The sequence below is a fragment of the Roseomonas sp. GC11 genome (assembly GCF_024437745.1).
Classification (GTDB): domain Bacteria; phylum Pseudomonadota; class Alphaproteobacteria; order Acetobacterales; family Acetobacteraceae; genus Pseudoroseomonas.
The window spans coordinates 25883-44154 of sequence record NZ_JANFNY010000022.1 but is presented as its reverse complement, the minus strand read 5'-3'; the positions used below and the strand labels follow the sequence as shown (position 1 = coordinate 44154).

At 69.3% G+C, this 18272-nt stretch carries 17 protein-coding genes; 5 read left to right on the top strand and 12 right to left on the bottom strand.

From position 1 onward, the window contains the following. The first annotated feature begins 33 nt into the window (after nucleotides 1–33). Nucleotides 34–2454, top strand: coding sequence for a recombinase (locus NON00_RS09135; protein ID WP_256020012.1), 2421 nt, complete (start codon nucleotides 34–36; stop codon nucleotides 2452–2454). A 50-nt stretch (nucleotides 2455–2504) separates the two neighbouring features. On the opposite strand, the gene NON00_RS09130 is transcribed toward NON00_RS09135, so the two are convergent. The 12 genes from NON00_RS09130 to NON00_RS09075 form a co-directional block, all read right to left on the bottom strand. Beyond that, on the bottom strand, nucleotides 2505–4397 hold the full coding sequence (locus tag NON00_RS09130; RefSeq protein ID WP_256020011.1) for an ATP-dependent helicase: 1893 nt from the start codon (nucleotides 4395–4397) through the stop codon (nucleotides 2505–2507). After that, nucleotides 4394–4837 (bottom strand): SprT-like domain-containing protein, encoded by a 444-nt coding sequence (locus tag NON00_RS09125; RefSeq protein WP_256020010.1) that lies wholly within the window; start codon nucleotides 4835–4837, stop codon nucleotides 4394–4396. Before NON00_RS09125 ends, NON00_RS09130 begins: the two co-directional genes overlap by 4 nt. Beyond that, nucleotides 4834–5556, bottom strand: coding sequence for a DUF2786 domain-containing protein (locus tag NON00_RS09120; protein WP_256020009.1), 723 nt, complete (start codon nucleotides 5554–5556; stop codon nucleotides 4834–4836). The genes NON00_RS09125 and NON00_RS09120 overlap by 4 nt, the downstream gene beginning before the upstream one ends. 121 nt (nucleotides 5557–5677) lie before the next feature. Next, nucleotides 5678–6907 (bottom strand): amidohydrolase family protein, encoded by a 1230-nt coding sequence (locus NON00_RS09115; protein WP_256020008.1) that lies wholly within the window; start codon nucleotides 6905–6907, stop codon nucleotides 5678–5680. A gap of 10 nt (nucleotides 6908–6917) precedes the next feature. After that, a complete protein-coding gene (locus NON00_RS09110) occupies nucleotides 6918–7382 on the bottom strand; it encodes a GAF domain-containing protein (RefSeq protein ID WP_256020007.1) in 465 nt (154 codons plus the stop codon). Further along, a complete protein-coding gene (locus NON00_RS09105) occupies nucleotides 7379–8284 on the bottom strand; it encodes a branched-chain amino acid ABC transporter permease (RefSeq protein ID WP_256020005.1) in 906 nt (301 codons plus the stop codon). Before NON00_RS09105 ends, NON00_RS09110 begins: the two co-directional genes overlap by 4 nt. Next, nucleotides 8284–9147, bottom strand: a complete 864-nt coding sequence (locus NON00_RS09100) for a branched-chain amino acid ABC transporter permease (RefSeq protein WP_256020004.1) — start codon at nucleotides 9145–9147, stop codon at nucleotides 8284–8286. The genes NON00_RS09105 and NON00_RS09100 overlap by 1 nt, the downstream gene beginning before the upstream one ends. An 8-nt stretch (nucleotides 9148–9155) precedes the next feature. Then, nucleotides 9156–10370: an ABC transporter substrate-binding protein gene (locus NON00_RS09095; RefSeq protein ID WP_256020003.1), complete on the bottom strand. Its 1215-nt coding sequence runs from the start codon at nucleotides 10368–10370 to the stop codon at nucleotides 9156–9158. An 18-nt stretch (nucleotides 10371–10388) separates the two neighbouring features. After that, entirely contained in the window at nucleotides 10389–11105 is a 717-nt protein-coding gene (locus tag NON00_RS09090) for an ABC transporter ATP-binding protein (RefSeq protein WP_256020002.1), read from the bottom strand. After that, entirely contained in the window at nucleotides 11102–11866 is a 765-nt protein-coding gene (locus tag NON00_RS09085; protein WP_256020000.1) for an ABC transporter ATP-binding protein, read from the bottom strand. Before NON00_RS09085 ends, NON00_RS09090 begins: the two co-directional genes overlap by 4 nt. Then, nucleotides 11863–12480, bottom strand: a complete 618-nt coding sequence (locus tag NON00_RS09080) for a TetR/AcrR family transcriptional regulator (RefSeq protein WP_256019999.1) — start codon at nucleotides 12478–12480, stop codon at nucleotides 11863–11865. The genes NON00_RS09085 and NON00_RS09080 overlap by 4 nt, the downstream gene beginning before the upstream one ends. Before the next feature lie 177 nt (nucleotides 12481–12657). Beyond that, nucleotides 12658–14514, bottom strand: a complete 1857-nt coding sequence (locus NON00_RS09075; RefSeq protein WP_256019998.1) for a sigma 54-interacting transcriptional regulator — start codon at nucleotides 14512–14514, stop codon at nucleotides 12658–12660. Between the two features lie 183 nt (nucleotides 14515–14697). Between NON00_RS09075 and NON00_RS09070 the strand changes: the two genes are divergently transcribed. The 4 genes from NON00_RS09070 to cynS are packed head-to-tail and all read left to right on the top strand — an operon-like array spanning nucleotide 14698 to nucleotide 18213. Continuing rightward, the gene (locus tag NON00_RS09070) at nucleotides 14698–16059 is read left to right on the top strand and encodes a CmpA/NrtA family ABC transporter substrate-binding protein (protein ID WP_256019997.1); all 1362 of its coding nucleotides are present in this window, start codon (nucleotides 14698–14700) and stop codon (nucleotides 16057–16059) included. Beyond that, nucleotides 16059–16904, top strand: a complete 846-nt coding sequence (gene ntrB / locus NON00_RS09065; RefSeq protein ID WP_256019996.1) for a nitrate ABC transporter permease — start codon at nucleotides 16059–16061, stop codon at nucleotides 16902–16904. The genes NON00_RS09070 and ntrB overlap by 1 nt, the downstream gene beginning before the upstream one ends. Then, entirely contained in the window at nucleotides 16901–17755 is an 855-nt protein-coding gene (locus NON00_RS09060; RefSeq protein WP_256019994.1) for an ABC transporter ATP-binding protein, read from the top strand. The genes ntrB and NON00_RS09060 overlap by 4 nt, the downstream gene beginning before the upstream one ends. Then, nucleotides 17752–18213, top strand: a complete 462-nt coding sequence (gene cynS / locus NON00_RS09055; protein WP_256019993.1) for a cyanase — start codon at nucleotides 17752–17754, stop codon at nucleotides 18211–18213. Before NON00_RS09060 ends, cynS begins: the two co-directional genes overlap by 4 nt. Nucleotides 18214–18272: the final 59 nt, after the last annotated feature.

Sequence of the window (18272 nt, the reverse complement as noted above, 5' to 3'; positions counted from 1 at the left end):
CCGGTGACCATTCTACACCCGCCGGAGCTTCCCATGGACGGCTATCGCCAGCCCTTTACCCTGCCTTCCCTCACGGGCGCCCTGCCCGGGGCCGGGTTTGGCGAGAAACCGCTGCCCGGCCGCCGGCTGGACCATGGCATGGGGCTCGCGGTCGGGCGGCGCACCGTCTTCCGCCCGGAGGACCAGGAGGATTTCGGCCGTGTGGCGGAGCGCGTGGCGGCCGGCAATATCGGCCTGCTCGGGGCCGGCGGCGATCTGGCGCGGGAGCAGGCGCGGCTGCGCAACGCCATCGCGACCGGCGCCCTGCTGACCTCGGGCCGCCACCTCCAGCATGGCGACGCGGCCCAGGCCGGGCGCAACATGGAGGTCTTCACCAACTGCGCGACCGCCATCGCCTCCTTCGCCGAGTTCTATCTGCTGCTGAATGGCTCCGGCGTCGGCCGCGCCTATGATGATGCGCTGATCGCGGTGGACTGGGCGCGGGCGCCGGACCTCGCGCTGCATCTTTCCCCTGCGCATCACGACTATCCGCGCGACCGCGCGGCGCTGCGCCGCTTCGGCACCGAGATGGGCCTGCTGCCCTGGGGCATGGCGGAACTGGATGACGCCGCCGAGGCGCGTCTGCGCGACTTCCTGGCCACCGAGCTGCTCGCTGATCTCGAAACGCTCCCCGCCAACGCGGTGCTGCACCGGGTGGAGGACAGCCGCGAAGGCTGGGCCAAGGCGCTGGAAGTGCTGGAGGCCATGGCCTTCCGGGGCGAGCGGGACCGGCTTCTGGTGCTGGATCTCTCGCCCATCCGCCCGGCCGGCAGCCCGATCCGCGGCATGCAGGGGCGCCCCTCCTCCGGCCCCATTTCCCTGCTGCGCGGCCTGCTGAACATCCGCCGCCACGTCATCCTCCCGGCGCGCGAGCGCGACCCGGCGAGCGATGTGCTGCAACCCTGGGAGCAGGCGCTGCTGGTGGACCACCATCTCTCGGTGGAGGTGCAGGTGGGTGGCGCGCGCCGCGCCGCGCGCATGGCGACGAAGTCCTGGCGTGACCCCGCCATCCGCCGCTTCATCCGCGCCAAGTCGGAGGGCGGGCTGTGGACGGCCAACCACTCCGTGATGGTGGACCGTGAGTTCTGGCAGCGCGTGCAGTCCGGCGATGCCGCCGACCCGATGACCGTCCATGCGCGCATGGTGTTCGACGAAGTCACCGCCTGCGCCTACATCAATGGCGAGCCGGGCTTCATCAATGGCGACCTGCTGGAGGACCACCGCACCGGCAGCGCCTGGGCCAAGCCGGTGCATGAGGATGGCCGCGACTTCCGCAGCGCGCGCTACCAGGTGGATGCCGCCGCCGGGCTGCTGGCCGAGTGCTCGCGCCGCGCCGCCGCCGCGCATTTCCCGGTGACAACGAATCCCTGCGGCGAGATCACGCTGCATGTCACCGGCGGCTATTGCGTCATCGCCGATTTCGCGCCGCTGCTGGCCTGCCCCGCGCCGCTGGAAAGCCTTGTTCCCGGCGAGATCGACCCCGATCTGGCCGCGCGTTGGGATGAACGGGTGGAAGACGCGGTGCGCCTCGGCGTGCGCTTCCTGATCCGCGCCAACCGGATGGATGCGCTCTATGCCGAGGAGGTCGCGCGCACCAACCGTATCGGCATCGGCCCCACCGGCCTGCATGAATGGGCCTGGATGCGCTTCGGCCTTGGCTTCGACGAGCTGCTGGACGAATCGCGTTCCGCCCCCTTCTGGGACATGCTGGGCCGCCTCTCGGAAAGCGCGAAGCACGAGGCGGCGATCTACGCCGACCAGCTCGGCATGGCGCGCCCGGTGACGGTGACGACGGTGAAGCCCGCCGGCACCACCAGCAAGCTGTTCGGGCTGACGGAAGGCGCGCATCTGCCCGCCCGCCGGCAGTATCTGCGCTGGGTGCAGTTCAAGGGCACGCGCGATGCGGCGACGGGCGGCTGGACCGCCGGCTCCGACCCGCTGCTGGCCGAGTACGAGCAGCGCGGCTATCCGCTGCGCGAGCTGCGCAGCTTCCCCGGCATGACGATCGTGGGCTTCCCCACGGTGCCGCTGGCGCAGCGCCTCGGCCTGGGCGAGAAGCTGGTGACCGCCCCGGAAGCCAGCCCGGGACAGCAATATCAGTGGCTGCGCCTGCTGGAGCGCCACTGGATCGGCGCCGAGCGCGGCAACCAGGTCAGCTACACGCTGAAGGTCTATACTGACCGCCACGACCTGGAATCGTTCCGCGCCATTGTCGCCGCCGAACAGCCGCAGGTGCGCTGCTGCTCCGTGCTGCCGAGCCGCCCCGATGCCGAGCTGGGCTATGAATACCTGCCGGAAGAGGAGGTTTCGACCGCGCGTTTCGCCGCGATTGTCGAGGGCATCCACGACGAGGCCGTGCAGGAGGCGGTGGACTGGGCCCATCTGCAATGCGCCAGCGGCGTCTGCCCCATCTGACAGAAAAAAGAAGGGGGTCCGGGGGAATTCATTCCCCCGGCCTTCTTCTCTCAGCCGTGAAAAAGCTGCGCCGGTATCTCATCGATAAACCGCGACGGCCGCGCATTCCACTCCCGCCGCCGCCGCACCCAGCTGAGCCACAGCGTTTGCTTCGCCCGCGTGATGCCAACGTAAAACAGCCGTCTTTCCTCCGGCAGCGCGCCCTGCGCCTCCGCCTTGAAATGCGGAAACACGCCATCCTCCAGCCCCGGCATCAGCACATGGGCGAATTCCAGCCCTTTCGCGCGATGCAGCGTCATCAGCGGCACCGCATCCGGCTGCACCCCATCGGCCGAGGTCACGCCCAGGGCCAGCGCATCGAGATAGGCTGACAGATTCGGGCTTTGCGCGGCGGCGGCAAAGGCGCTTTCCCAGGCAGCGATCAACCCCGAAGGCGCATCGCGCAGCCCTTCCGCGAGTCCCGCGCGCGCGGCGGCAAGTTGCAGCGCATCCGCCGCACCAGGGCGCCGCGTGGCGACATCGCGCGCGATGGTGCGCGCCAGTTGCAGCACGCTCTCAAACTGCGCGCGCTCCTCCGGTGTGGCCGGGAAAAGCGGCACGGCAGCAGCAAGGGACATGCCCTGCTCCGCGGCGTGATCCCGCAGACGGGCAAAGAGACTTCCTGGAATCCCGCGCTTCGGGAAAGCGCAGGCTCGCCGGAATGCGTCATCCGCCGAGGCGTCCTCCGGCGCGCTGAGGGCCAGGCGCAGCCATGCCTGCGCCGCCAGGATATCACGCGGCGGGTCCGGCTCGCGCTCCGCGACCATGCGCGCCGGGATGCCGGCCTGACGCAGCGCCGCCAGGATGGGCTCGCCCACAAAGCCCGCGCGCAGCAGCACGGCGCAATCCGACCAGAGCAGGCCCGGCTCGGCCCGCCGCAGCGTAGCGATGCGCGCGGCGACGGCGAGGCCCTCTTCATCGGCGGTCTCCACCGCCGCCAGGGCGATCGGCGGGCCGGGCGGCGCCTTGGCCTCAGCGGGCCGCAGGGTCTTGCGCAGGGCCTGCCGGTCACAGGCCGCCACGGCATTGGCAGCGAGCAGGATGCGGCGGGTGGAGCGGTAATTCACCTCCAGCCGCAAAGGTTCCGCGGCCTGCGGATAGAAGCGGTTGAAGTTACGGATCTGCGCCACCTCGGCACCGCGCCAGCCGTAAATCGACTGGCTATCGTCCCCCACGGCAAAGACCCGGCCATGCGGTTTCGCCAGAAGCTGGACCAGGCGATGCTGCGCCACATTGGTGTCCTGGTATTCATCCACCAGGATTTCCGACCAGCGCGCGGCCCAGCGTGCCGCAAGGTCCTTGTCCGCCTGCATGGCGCGCACCGGCAGGGCGATCAGGTCGTCAAAGTCCACGGCGCCGCGCGCGGTGAGGGCCGTCTGATAATCGGGCATCAGCGCGGCGGCCTGGGCCAGCAGTTCCGGCTCAAAGCGTGTGAAGGCATGGCCATGCGGCGTGCGGGCAAGGCGGCCTTTCATCAGCGAGAGAATTTCGAGCAGCGCGGCGCCTTCCTGCACATCCCGTGTACCAGACACCTGCATGACCACCGCGCGCGCCTCAGCCTGGGAGAGGATGGCGAATCCCGGCGGCAGCCCCGGCACGCCGGCGCCATCTTCCACCAGCAGCCGCGCCATGACGGCGTGGAAGGTGCCGACCCAGCGCGGCACGGCCGCCCCCTCCAGCCGGGCGGTGAGGCGTGCGCGCATTTCCGCCGCCGCCTTGGCGGTGAAGGTGATGCAGAGAATGCGATCCGCTCCCTCCCCCCGCCGCAGGATGAGATCGGCGACGCGGCGTGTCAGTGTCTCGGTTTTTCCGGATCCCGCGCCCGCGAGGACGAGTTGGGGCGCCTCGGCCAGGGCGGCGGCGCGCTGCGCGGGGTTCAACCCCTCCAAATGGGCCTCGCTCATGCCGGGGTGTCCAGGAAGACGGGGCGCGCATCGGGCTGCACGATGATCCCGGCCGCGCCCAGAGAGTCGAGGAGAAAAGTTTCAGGCAAACGCAAGTAGCGCACCAGCAACTGGACATAGAGGCCCATGAAGCGCGCGCCATGGCCATCGGAATGCCCGTCCATCGTGCTGCTCAAGGCGTGGGCCAGTTCATGGAGGAGGACCCAGTCCGGGCATTCCGGCGGCAGGCGCAGGCGAAGCCGTGTGGCATCGGCGAGGCGGCGGCGCGCCTGCGGCGGCAATGGCGCGACGCGCGGCGGATAGCGCAGGCCGAGATCGGCCCAGATGGCATCGACCATGCCCTGCGCGGCGGCGAAAGCAATGGGCGCGCCGCCATGCGGCGCCACCACGCGATCCTCCCAGGCATAGACACGGCGGCGCTGGTGGTCAGGGCTGCTCACTCCAGCGCCCCGGTGCCGCCGCCCCGCACCGGGCGGTTGAGATTGATACGGTCCCCCGCCGCATAGCCCTGGCGAAAGGCGCCATTGGCGCGCAGCCGGCCACGCCGGGCGCTGACCAGCCGCACCGCGGTTTCACGGAAGGCATCCTCGACCACCTGATGCTTCACCACCATCAGCGCGGTGCCGGTGGAGCGGCGGGCGGCGACCTCGGCTTCTCGCGCGGCCAGGAGGGATTCCAGGCGTTCGGCGAGGCGGCTGGCCATGCCCTGCTGGTAGCTCACCGAGGCCAGGCGGAGCCGCGTACCGCGCAGGGCGGGATGGCTGGTGCGGAAATTCTCCAGCTCCGTGGCCATGCCGCGCCCGATCACCTCAAAGAGGTAGCGCGCCAGGGCCGTGTCCTCCTCGAAGCCGAAGAAGATGTAGCGGGCGCCTTCCTCGTCGCGGACCAGCCAGACCTTGCAGTCACAGAAGCGCGCGATGGCCGGGACGCAGCCATCGATCGGGCGGCGCTGCTTGCCCGGAAGCGGGATTTCCACCTGCACGCAGCGCGCGCGGCGGAGATCCACCTCTTCCATCGTCAGAGCATAGCGTTCGAGAAGGCGCCCGGCCATCTCGGCGGCGGCCAGCGCCTCAGCCTCGGTGCAGCCGTTCGAGACGGTCTTCTCCGTCAGGGCGCGGATACGCGCCTTGACCTTCGCCAGTTCCTCCGCCTGCTGCATGCCATGCTCTCCCCCGCCGGTCGCTGAGGAGAATATAGCAGGAACAGGCATGCAAGGGAGGGGGGGGGGGGGCCCCCCCCCCCACCCCGCCGGGGTGGCAAGGCCACCCCGGACCCCGCTGTCAGAAAGCGCGCTTCATCACCTGGCCGCCCTTCAGGATCAGCGGCATGTGGCGGCCCTGGTGGGTCAGCAGGGAGAGATCGTCCAGCGGGTTGCCGTCCACCACGACGAGGTCGGCGAAGGCACCCTCAGCCACCACGCCGATCTTGCCCTCCATGCGGCAGAGCTTCGCGGCCACCGAGGTGGCGGAGGCGATCACTTCATGCGCCGGCAGGACACGCCCACGGATGACGAATTCCTCCGACTGGTGCCGGTGCATCGGGCCCAGCAGGTCGGAGCCATAGGCCATCGGCAGGCCAGCATCGCGCATGATCTGCAGCGACTCCATGCCAGAGAGGCGAACATTGTCCACCTTGCCCACCGCCTCGGGGCCGATGCCCAGTGCCTCGCCCTCCTCCGAGAGCTTGTCGTAGGTGACGAGCGTGGGCACCGCGATGGCACCCTGCCCGGCGGCGAAGCGGGCAGTTTCAGACTGGATCAGGTTGCAGTGTTCCAGCGAATGCACGCCACATTCGACGGCACGACGGATGCCCTCGTCCGTATAGAGATGCGCGGAGACATAGGTGCCGGCATTGCGCGCCTCCTCGACGATCGCGATGATTTCCTCACGCGAGAAGCCGAGGAAATGGATCGGATCGGTGGGCGAGGCGACGCCGCCATTCGCCATGATCTTGATGAAGCGCGCACCGCCCTTGATCTCCTGGCGGGCGGCGCGGCGCACCTCGGGAATGCCGTCACACAGCCGGCCCAGCGCGCCGAGGCGGCCGGTGAACTGGCTCGGCGCATTGTCGAAGGGGCCGCGGAAATCGCAATGCCCGCCGCTCTGGCTCAGCGCCTTGCCGGAAATGACGAGGCGCGGCGCGGGGAAGAGGCCCTCCTGCTCCGCCAGAACCTGGCCATGATCGGCACCGCCGACATCGCGCACCGTGGTGAAGCCGCGCATCAGCATCTCGCCCATCAGGCGGATGGAGCGCGCCATGATCAGCGAGTCCGGCAGCGTGGCATTCCGCGCCAGGCTGGCCTCGACGGCGACGACATGCACATGCGCGTCGATCAGGCCGGGCAGCAGCGTCTTGCCGGCGAGGTCGATGACATCCGCCCCTTCCGGCGCGCGCGCCGTGGCGGAGACCTCGCGGATCGTGCCGCCCTCGATCACCACGCCCTGCGGCGCGCTGGGCTCCGTGGCGGAGCCATCGACGATGCGGGCATTCTTCAGGAAGATCGTGCTCATGGCGTCTCTCTCAGGCGCGGCGGGCTTCGAGGAAGGCAGGAATCAGCAGCGGCGCGAGCGGCAGCACCCTGGCCAGCGCCGCCTCGTCGTAATGGCCTTCGGCATCGAGCATGTTGCAGGTGCCGATGGTCTCGCCATTGTAGCGCACAGGCAGGTTGATGACGGAGCCAAGGCCCATGCTCTCGATCAGCGCGTGGTCGTAGAAGGCCCAGCGGATGGCGGCCTTGTCACGGCCGAGGAAGGGCTGGCCAGCCTTCAGCACATGCGCGCCCCAGGGCGTCTCGCCCATCGTCTTGCGGCCGGAGGTCGGATATTCGGCCGGATGGCTGGACCAGACGCGCGCGACATCGCCACCATCGACATAGAGCAGCGTGAAGAGGCGATGGCCGACACGGCGCTGCACCTCGTCCTGCAGGGCGCGGTAGAGGGTGTCCGGCTGGCCCGGTTCGGCGAGCAGCGGCAGCAGATCGGTCATGGCAGGGCCTTGGGGGCGGGAGGAATCCGCTCGGGCAGCAGGCCGCGCGGACGGAAATGCAGCACCAGCAACAGGGAAAGCCCAACCAGCGCCTCACGCAGCGCAGCGACCTGCACCGGCTCGATACCGGGCACCAGCGCGGCGAGGAAGCGCGTGCCTTCAAGGAAGATCACAACGGCATAGGCGCCGAGCAGCGCGCCCAGCGGCCGGCCCAGGCCACCGGCCGTCACCGCCAGGAAGATATAGATGGTGATGAGCGGCTGGAAATGGTCAGGGGAAATATAGGACTGCGTATGGGCATAGAGTGCGCCCGCCAGCCCAGCCAGCGCGGCGGACAGGGCGAAAGCCTGGAACTTCAGCCGCAGCACGGGCTTCCCGGCGAAGGCCGCCAGTTCCTGGTCCTCACGCACCGCGCGCAGGGCACGGCCGAAGGGGCTGGCATCGAGCCGCCGCAGCAGCCACCACACCAGCAGCACCAGCGCCGTCACCGCCAGCGCCGAGCCCTGGTTGAAGCCCTGAACACCCAGCTGCGCTTTGAAGGGCGCGACAATGCCGGAGAGGCCATCGGCGCCATTGGTCAGCCAGCGCTCGTTCAGCGCGACGAGGCGGACGATTTCGCCAAAACCGAGCGTAACAATGGCAAGATAGTCATCGCGCAGCCGCAGCGTTGCGCCGGTGATGGCAAGCCCCGCCAGCACGCCCGCCAGCATGGCGATGCCGAGGCCAAGCGCGACCGGCAGGCCGGCCCCTGTCGCCAGCGCCGTCGCATAGGCACCGATGCCGAAGAAGCCGGCGAGGCCGAGATTGACCAGACCCGCACCGCCCCAGGCCAGATTCAGCGCCAGGGCGAGCAGCGCATAGATCCCGCCGATGGTAACGGAGAACAGCAGATAAGAGAGCATCAGACGGCTTTCTCGCCCAGCAGGCCACGCGGGCGGAAGGTGAGGATGAGCAGGATGGCGGCGAATCCCACCGCCGTGCGGTAGGTGGCCGGCACGGCGAGCAACGCCAGTTCCTCAGCCAGGCCGAGCACCAGCGCCCCCACCACCGCGCCCGGCACCGAGCCGAGCCCGCCCAGCACCGCCGCGGCGAAAACCGAGAGCAGCACGCGATAGCCCGTCATCGGGTCGATCGAGGTATCGAGGCCGAGCAGCACGCCGCCCGCGCCCGCAAGCCCGGCCCCCAGCACCACGGCAATGGCCGCGATGCGGCGCGGATCGATGCCCTTCAGCCGGGCGAGATCGGGGTTGTCCGCGACAGCGCGCATGGCACGGCCGAAGCGCGTGAACATCAGGAAGCCGAACACCGCCGCCACCACAGCGACCGCCAGCGCCAGATTCCATAGCTGCTGGACGCCGATGAAAACGCCACCCCATTGCAGGTCAGGCAGGATCGGCAGGTCGAAGCCTCGCAGATCATTGCCGAAGACGAAGCGAAGGATATTTTCCAGCACCAGATTGACGGCGATGGAAGCGATGGAAACTGTGAGCGCACCGGAAGGCATCAGCCGCCGCAATGCGCCCATCTCGCAGGCGAGGCCCGAGAGACCACCGGCGATAAAGGCCATCACCAGCGCGGGCGCAGCCCCCAGGCCGAAGCGCGTGTTCACCCACCACCCCGCGAAGGCGCCGACCGAGACATAGCCGGCAACGGCGAAGCTCGGATAGCGCAGGATGGCGAAAAGGGCAGTGAAGCCCACCGCCGGCACCGCGATCAGCGAGCCGGAGAGAAGGCCATTCACCAGGGCCTGGAGCAGCGCGTCCATCACACCCGTCAGGCGATGCGCAGCAGGGTGAGCTTGCCAGCCTTCACCTGCTCATAGCGGAACTGACAGTCGATGATGTCGCCCTTCTCCGTGAAGTCGCACGGGCCGCTGGCACCTTCGTAGTTCAGCGCCTGCCCGGCCTTCAGCGCGGCAAGGCCCTCGGTCACACGGCTGACCACCGTGCCGCCTGGCGTCTGGCTGATCTTGCGCAGCGTGTCGCGGATGGCGGTGCCGCTCGCCGTGCCGGCGGCCTGGAGGGCCAGCAGCACGAGATTCGCCTGATCATAGCTCTGGGTGGAATAGGGGTCCGGCGTGGTGGTGCCGGCCTGCTCCGTCATATGCTTCCAGGCCGGTGAGTTCTCGGCCGGCGAGGGCGCGATGGTGTAGATGCCTTCAACCGCTTCGGCGGGCACGCTGTCCACCAGCTTCTGGTTGACCGAATAGGCGAAGGCGATGCGCGTGCCGGCGAAGCCGGCGCGCAGCATATCCTTCACCAGCACCGTCGTGTCGGGCAGATAGCCGCCGAGCACGATGGCGTCAGGGCGGAAACGCAGCGCCTGCTGGAGTTCCGAGCGGTAGGACGGCTTCTTGTCGTCATAGACAAGAAGTTCCGTCTCGCCGCCCTGGGCCTTGACGGCTGCGGTGATGTTGTCGAACTGGCTCTGCACGAAGGGCGTCTGCGGGGAGAGCATGAAGACGCGCCTGGCGCCCTGGCTCAGCGCGAATTCACCGAACTTGCGGCCCTGCAGCGTCGTATTGGGCTGGGTGCGCGCCAGGAAGCCCTGGTGCGGCAGGTTGGTCAGCGCATCGGCCCCGGCGCAGGTGGCGAGGAAGGTGCCGCTCTCCCAGCACAGCGGCGCGATGGCCGCGGCGACGGCGGAGGACCAGACGCCAGCCACGGCCACCACACGATCCACGTCAATCAGCTTGCGCATGGCGCGCACGGCGGCTTCGGGGCTGGTCTGGTCGTCCTCGACCACCAGTTCCACCGGGCGGCCGAGAATGCCGCCCGCGGCGTTGGCTTCCTCGACGACGGCGCGAATGGCCTTGACCATCGAGGGGCCATAGGTGCCACCCGCACCGCTCAGCGGCGAGAGCGCGGCGATGCGCAGCGGGCCGCTGCCCTGCGCGCGCGCGGCGGCCGGCAGGAAAGGCAGCGCCACGGCGCCCATGCCCGCCGCAAGCAGCGCGCGGCGCGAGAATCCGGAACGAGGATCAGTCATGTCACGCTCTCCCATGCCTCAGCCACCCAGGAACAGACGGCGAATCTCCGGATCGCGCGCGAGGGCGGGGCCGGGACCCTCCGCGCTGTTGCGGCCGGAGACCAGAACATAGCCGCGATGCGAGATTTCGAGCGCCTCCACCGCATGCTGCTCGACCATCAGCACCGGCAGGCCATCGCGGTTGAGCGCGATGACGGCTTCAAACAATTCATCCGCCGCGCGGGGCGAGAGGCCGGCGGTGGGCTCATCCAGCAGGATCAGCGAGGGGGCGGACATCAGCCCCATGGCCATCGCCAGGATCTGCCGCTGCCCGCCGGAGAGGGTGCGCGCCAGCGCCCGCCGCTTCACCGCCAACATGGGGTAGCGGGCATATTGCTCCTCCACCCGCCGTGCCGTCGCGGCGGGATCGAGGAAACCGCTGACGGACAGATTCTCGGCCACCGTCAGCCGGCCGAAGACATTCGCTTCCTGTGGCACGAAGGCGAGGCCGGCACGGGCGCGGCCTGTGGCATCGCGCGCCGTGACATCCTGCCCGGCGACGGTGATGCGGCCGCCCGAAAGCCGCACCAGCCCGGCCACCGCCTTCAGGAAAGTCGATTTGCCCGCACCATTCGGGCCGATGATGGTGACGATCTCGCCCGGCCGCACGCAGAGCGAGGCGCCCTTGAGGATCTGCTCGGCAGCGCCATAGCCGGCCACCAGGCCCTCGGCGACGAGCGGCAGCGGCGCGCTCATGCGCGGTGCCCCAGATAGGCTTCCTGCACCTCAGGATGCGCCACGACCTCGTCGAAGCTGCCGGTGACCAGGGTGCGGCCCTCCGCCATCACCACCACATGGCCGCAAAGCTGGCGGATCAGCGGCATGTCATGCTCGACGAGGCAGAGCGTGATGCCCTCCGCATTCAGGGATTGCAGATGCGCGGCGATCTCGGCGCCGAGCGAGGGATTGACGCCGGCCATCGGCTCGTCGAGCAGGATCATGCGCGGTTCCGCCATCAGCGTGCGGCCGATCTCGACCAGTTTCTTCTGCCCGCCGGAGAGCGCCGTCACCGGCGCGTCCAGCAGCGGCGCGAGGCGCAGGCGGCGCGCGATACCCAGCGCGCGCTCGGCCAGTTCCTCCTCCCGCCGCCGCGCTGCGGCGCCGCGGAAGAGGCCCTGCAACAGGCCCTCCCCCGGCTGGCGCGGGCCATAGAGCATGAAATGCTGGAAGACGCTCATGCGCGGAAAGCCGCGCGCCACCTGGAAAGTTCGCGTCAGGCCGCGCGCGGCCAGGCGGTGCGGCGCGAAGCCGGTGACCTCATCGCCCAGGAAGCGCACCGTGCCGCCATCCGGGCGCAGCAGCCCGGAGACGACATTCAGCAGCGTCGACTTGCCGGCGCCATTGGGGCCGATCAGCCCGGTGATGCTGCCCTCCGGCACCGCGAAGCGGACGCCGCGCAGGGCGGCCACGCCGAAGAAGGAGCGCGTGATGCCGTGGACTTCGAGCGCCGCGCTCATGCCGCGGCCCTCGGCATGCCGAGGCCGCCGCGCAGGTGGCGCTTCCAGTAGTCGAGAAGTTCCGCGTAATAGGCAGGATCATCGCGCAGCACGGTCTGCGCGATCATGCCACGGAAGAGGCACATGGTGGCATTGAGCGAAACCCGCGCCTGCTCCGCCGGAATACCGGCCGCCGCCGAGAGCCGGTCCCAGATGGCGTCCAGCGCGGCGTGGAACTCCCGCACCACCGGGCGCAGCCGGGCGCGGAACGCCTCATTGTGGCGGGCCTCGGGAAGATACTCCATGGTCACGTAGAACAGGCCCTCCGCCATCATCCGCCAGAGATAATCCACCACCTGCTCGGTGCTCAGCACCGGCGCGCCCTCGCACATGCGGCGCAGCCCTTCCGTCACCTCGTCCAGCTGGAAGGCGATGGCGCGGACGACGATGTCTTCCTTGTTGACGAAGTGATGCGTCAGCGCCCCGCGCGAGACACCCGCGGCCCGCGCGATATCCGGCGTGGTCAGGCGCGAATAGCCGCGCTCCAGCAGCAGGGCGATGGTGGCGCGCAGCAGGCGCTGGCGGGTTTCCTCGCGGCGGGCTTCCTGGGTGCGGCGGGGCGATGGGCTCGTCATGGGAGGCCCAGCGAAGGGCGGAAAAAACAAACACGCAAGTATGTTTTTTCTGCCGAAGCTGAAAAAACGCATCCCAGGCGCCGCGCCGGGCGCCCATCGTGGCGGCAACCGCCCGCCCCGGGCGGCGCGCGAACGGGCAGGCCGCCCCCTCAGCCCCGCCCCCTCAGCCCCGCCCCCTCAGCCTTGACCGCGCAGCCCGAGCCGCCGCAGCCGGGAGGCCAGCGTGGTGGGCGGGATGCCGAGCAGCACCGCCGCCCCGCCCGGGCCGAAAACCCGCCCGCCACAGGCCGCCAGCGCCGCCGCGATATTGGCGCGCTCGCGGTCACGGCGTTCCGCCTCCGTCTCCACCGCCGTGCCGGAACGCGGCTGCGGCACCGGGCCGGAGGCCGGGGGCAGCCCCTGCGGCAGGTCCAGCCACAACCGTCCGCCCCGCGCCAGGATGGCGGCGCGCTCCAGGACATTCTCCAGCTCGCGCACATTGCCAGGCCAGTCATAGCGGCAGAGCCGCTGCACATCGCCCTGTGTCAGCGCCAGCCCCGGCAGGCGCAGCTTGCGGCCGATCTGCGCCAGCACATGCGCCGCGATCGGCGGGATGTCCTCCACCCGCGCCCGCAGGGGAAGGGAGTGGATCGGAAAGACGTTCAGCCGGAAGAAAAGATCCTGGCGGAAGGCGCCGCGCCGCACCTCCTCCTGGAGATCCCTGTTGGTGGCGGCGATGACACGGACATCGACGCTGCGCGTGCGTTCCTCGCCCACACGCTCGAACTGCCCCTCCTGTAGCACGCGCAGCAGCTTGCCCTGCAACTCCAGCGGGATCTCGCCCACCTCGTCGAGGAAAAGCGTGCCGCCATGCGCCAGCTCGAAGCGGCCCAGCCGGTCGCGCAGCGCCCCGGTGAAGGCGCCTTTCACATGGCCGAAGAATTCGCTCTCGAACAATTCGCGCGGGATGGCGGCGCAGTTGACGCGGATCAGCGGGCGGTCCCGCCGCGTGCTGGCGGCCTGGATGGCGCGGGCGATCAACTCCTTGCCCGTGCCGGATTCGCCGGTGATCAGCACGGTGGCACCGGTGGGCGCCACCAGCTCCACCTGCCGGATCACCGTCTGCGTCGCCGCGCTGCGGCCGACGATCTCGCCATGGCTGTCGCCGCGGATTTCCTCCTGGAGATAGGCATTCTCCAGCTCCAGCCGCTCACGCAGGCGGTCCACCTCCTCCAGCGCCAGCCGCAGCCGGTCCTCCGCCTCCTTGCGCCGGGTGACATCGCGGAACACCACCACGGCGCCCACCGGCCGGCCCGCATCCAGGATCGGCGTCGAGGTGTATTCGACCCAGACGGGCGTCCCGTCGCGGCGCCAGAAGACTTCGTTGTGCACCTCATGCACGATGCCATTGCGGAAAGCCGCGTAGATCGGGCAATCCTCATCGGCGTAATGCGTGCCATCCACATGATGGTGGTGCACCGTGCTGTGCATGTTGCGGCCGACGATCTCCGCCGCCGGCCAGCCCAGGATGCGCTCGGCGGCGGGGTTGAGGAAGGTGGTGATGCCCTGCGCGTTGACGCCGAAAATCCCCTCCCCCGCCGCATTCAGGATCAGGCGGTTTTCCTGCTCGATCTCGCGGAACAATTCCTCGGCGCGGCGCCAGCCGGTGAGGCCGCGGCGCAGATAGGCCTCGGCCTCGGACTCCATGTCACGCCGCTCGCGTGCCTGGAGATCCTCCAGCACAAGGATCAAGCAGGGCTGGCCCGGCATGTCGCAGCGCCGGGCCAGGCATTCCATGTCGCGCATCCGCCCCGCGCCATCGCGCAGGCCGAGGCCACGCGTCCAGCCCTCGCCATGCTCCAGCACCGACTGGGTGAAGAGGATGAGCGCACTGCCCTGGCCGGGGAAGAGCAGGCTGGCGCGGCTGCCGCGCAACGCTTCCGGCGCCAGGCCCAGCAGCCGGGCAGCGGCGGGGTTGGCGGCCAGGACGCGGTCCTCCATCGGTTCGATCAGGAGGGTGGCGGCGGGGGTGGCCTCGAACAGGGCATGGAGCATGGCACGAAGGCTACGGAATTTCGTGGTGAAGGCTACGAATTTTCGTGGATTACGAAATTTCGTTAATAGTCACCCTCCCAGAAAACGAAATTTCCCAAGGGCTTGCTGAAAAAGAACCCTGGCACGCCCCTTGCTGCCACAACCCCGTCCGCCGGCCGCGCGGGCCAGCAGTGGGAGCGAGTCATGGCGCGTTTCTTCCCCGATCCCTTCGACCCCGAGGCCTGCCTGGGCACCGGCTGCGGCTGCCCCCGCCATGGCAGCGCCCGCCTCGCCTGCGACTCCCCCGCCAGCCTCGAAGACGCCGCCGCCGAGGCCGTGGACACCGCCGTGCTGCGCGCCATCCTCGGCACTGATGCCGCCCGGCGCCGCCTGCTGAAAACCGTCGGCGCCGGCACGCTGATGGCGGCACTGACCGAAATCTTCCCCCTCGCCACGGCGCGCGAGGCCTTCGCCCAGGCCCCCGGCACCCTGGAGAAGAAGGAGGTGAAGATCGGCTTCATCCCCATCACCTGCGCCACCCCCATCATCATGGCCGCGCCCATGGGCTTCTATGCCCGCCAGGGCCTGAATGCCGAGGTGGTGAAAACCGCCGGCTGGGCCATCATCCGCGACAAGGCGCTGAACGGCGAATACGACGCCGCCCACATGCTGGCGCCCATGCCGCTCGCCATCTCCATGGGCGTGGGCTCCAACCCCGTGCCCTGGACCGTCCCCGCCATCGAGAACATCAACGGCCAGGCCATCACCCTGGCCATGAAGCATAAGGACCGGCGCGACCCGCGCGAATGGAAGGGCATGAAGTTCGCTGTGCCCTTCGACTACTCCATGCACAACTACCTGCTGCGCTACTACCTCGCCGAGCACGGCCTGGACCCGGACCGCGACGTGCAGATCCGCGCCGTCCCGCCGCCGGAAATGGTCGCCAACCTGCGCGCCGAGAATCTGGATGGCTTCCTCGGCCCCGACCCGATGAACCAGCGCGCGGTCTATGACGGCGTGGGCTTCATCCATGTGCTCTCGCGCGACATCTGGGACGGGCATCCCTGCTGCGCCTTCGGCATCGGGCGCGAGATGGCGCAGGCCGCGCCCAATACCTACCACGCCATGCTGCGCGCCATCGTCGAGGCCACCACCTACGCCGCGAAGCCGGAGAACCGCAAGGAAATCGCCGCCGCCATCGCCCCCGCCAACTACCTGAACCAGCCCCAGACGGTGATCGAGCAGGTGCTGACCGGCACCTTCGCCGATGGCCTCGGCAAGGTGCAGCGCGTGCCGGAGCGCGTGAACTTCGCCCCCATGCCCTGGGACAGCTTCGCCACCTGGATCCTCACCCAGATGAAGCGCTGGGGGCAGGTCAAGGGCGATGTGGACTATGCCGCCATCAGCCGGCAGGTCTTCCGCATGACCGACGCCGAGCGCGCCCTGCGCGAGGCGGGCTTCGCCGAGCCCGCCACCACCGGCCGCACCATCGTGGTGATGGGCAAGCCCTTCGACCCGGCGCAGCCGGAAGACTACCTCGCCTCCTTCCCCATCCGGCGCAACTGATGCCCCGGCCCGGCCAGCGCGCCCGCGCCATCGCCCTCTCCCTGCTGCTGCTGGCGCTTTTCCTCGGCGCCTGGCAGGCGGCGGTGAGCGGCGGCGGCGGCACCGCCGCGCAGATGGACCCGGACTACGCCGCGCTGATGGGCACGGCGGCCACACAGGGCGCCTCCGCCATGCCCGGCCCGGCCCAGGTCGCCACCCGGCTGGCGGAGCTGCTCGCCGATCCCTTCTATGACCGCGGCGCCAATGACAAGGGCATCGGCATCCAGCTCGGCTGGTCGCTGCTGCGCGTCATGCTGGGCTACGCGCTGGCGGTGCTGGTCGCCGTGCCGCTCGGCTTCCTCATCGGCACCTCGGCGCTGCTGCGCCAGGCGCTCGATCCCTTCATCCAGATCCTCAAGCCCATCTCACCCCTCGCCTGGATGCCCCTCGCCCTCTACACCATCAAGGATAGCGGGCGTTCCGCCATCTTCGTCATCTTCATCTGCTCCGTCTGGCCGCTGCTACTGAACACCGCCTTCGGCGTCGCCAGCGTGCGGCGGGAATGGCTGAACGTCGCGCGCACGCTGGAAGTCTCGCGCTGGCGCATGGCGTGGCGCGTCATCCTCCCCGCCGCCGCGCCCACCATCCTGACGGGCATGCGCATCTCCATCGGCATCGCCTGGCTGGTCATCGTCGCCGCCGAGATGCTCGTGGGCGGCACAGGGATTGGCTATTTCGTCTGGAACCAGTGGAACAACCTGTCGATCACCGATGTCATCATCGCCATCCTGCTGATCGGCCTCGTTGGCATGGCGCTGGATCAGCTCCTGGCCTGGGCCGGGCGGCGCGTGGGCTACAGCGAATGAACACCCGCCCCCACATCGCCCTCCAGGGCCTGCGCAAGCTCTACCCCGGCAATGCCCGCCCCACCTTCGATGAGATCTGGTTCGACATCATGCCGGGGGAATTCGTCTGCCTGATCGGCCATTCCGGCTGCGGCAAGACGACGCTGCTGAACATCCTCGCCGGGCTGGAACAGGCCAGCGGCGGCACGGTGATCGTCGAGGGGCGCGAACTCACCGGCCCCGGTCTCGACCGCGCCGTCATCTTCCAGAGCCACGCCCTGCTGCCCTGGATGAGCGTGCGCGAGAACATCGCCTTCGCCATCCGCTCCCGCTGGCCCGGCTGGTCGCGCGCCGAGGTGGAAGCGCATGGCCAGCGCTACATCGACCTCGTGCATCTCAGCGGGGCGGAGCGGAAAAAACCCGCCCAGCTCTCGGGCGGCATGAAGCAGCGCGTCGGCATCGCCCGCGCCCTAGCCATCCAGCCGCGCATCCTGCTGATGGACGAGCCCTTCAGCGCCCTCGACGCCCTGACCCGCGGCGCCCTGCAGGATGAGGTGGTGGCCATCTCCGCCACCACCCGGCAGACCACCTTCATGATCACGCACGATGTGGACGAGGCCATGCTCCTCGCCGACCGCATCGTGCTGATGACCAGCGGCCCCGATGCCCGCGTGGCGGAAATCGTCGAGAACGGCCTGCCGCGCGGCCGGACGCGCCAGGAGCTGCACCGCCTGCCCGGCTATGCCGCCCTGCGCAACCACCTGCTGGATTTCCTGGTGGAACGGCCCGCCGGCCGCCCCGCCGATCCGCGCCACCCGCCGCTGCGCCGCATCGGCGCGGCGGAGCACCCCGCAACCGCGAACCCGCGATGAGACCCGCCATGACCACCCGCGCCGAACTGACCGAGAAGATCGTCCGCATCAAGATCGAGCGCGATCTGAGCTGGGCCGGGCTCGCCGCCCTGGCCGAGGGCCTGTCCAAGGAATACGTCACCGCCGCCCTGCTCGGCCAGATGCCGCTGCCCAAGCCCGCGGCCGAAGCCATCGGCGCCGAACTCGGGCTCGATGCCTACGAGATCAAGCTGATGCAGCAGCCACCCTATCGCGGCTCCCTGCCCACCGCCGTGCCGACCGATCCGCTCATTTATCGTTTCTATGAGCTGGTGTCGGTCTACGGGACCACCTTCAAGGCCCTGATCCACGAGGAATTCGGCGACGGCATCATGAGCGCCATCGATTTCCGCATGGATCTGCAGCGCGAACCGAACAACGCCGGCGACCGCGTCGCCATCACCATGAGCGGGAAGTTCCTGCCCTATAAGCAGTATTAAGGGAGAAGAGGTTCTTTTTTGGAAAAAAGAACCAAAAAACGTTTTTCAGAGGGGCGTTG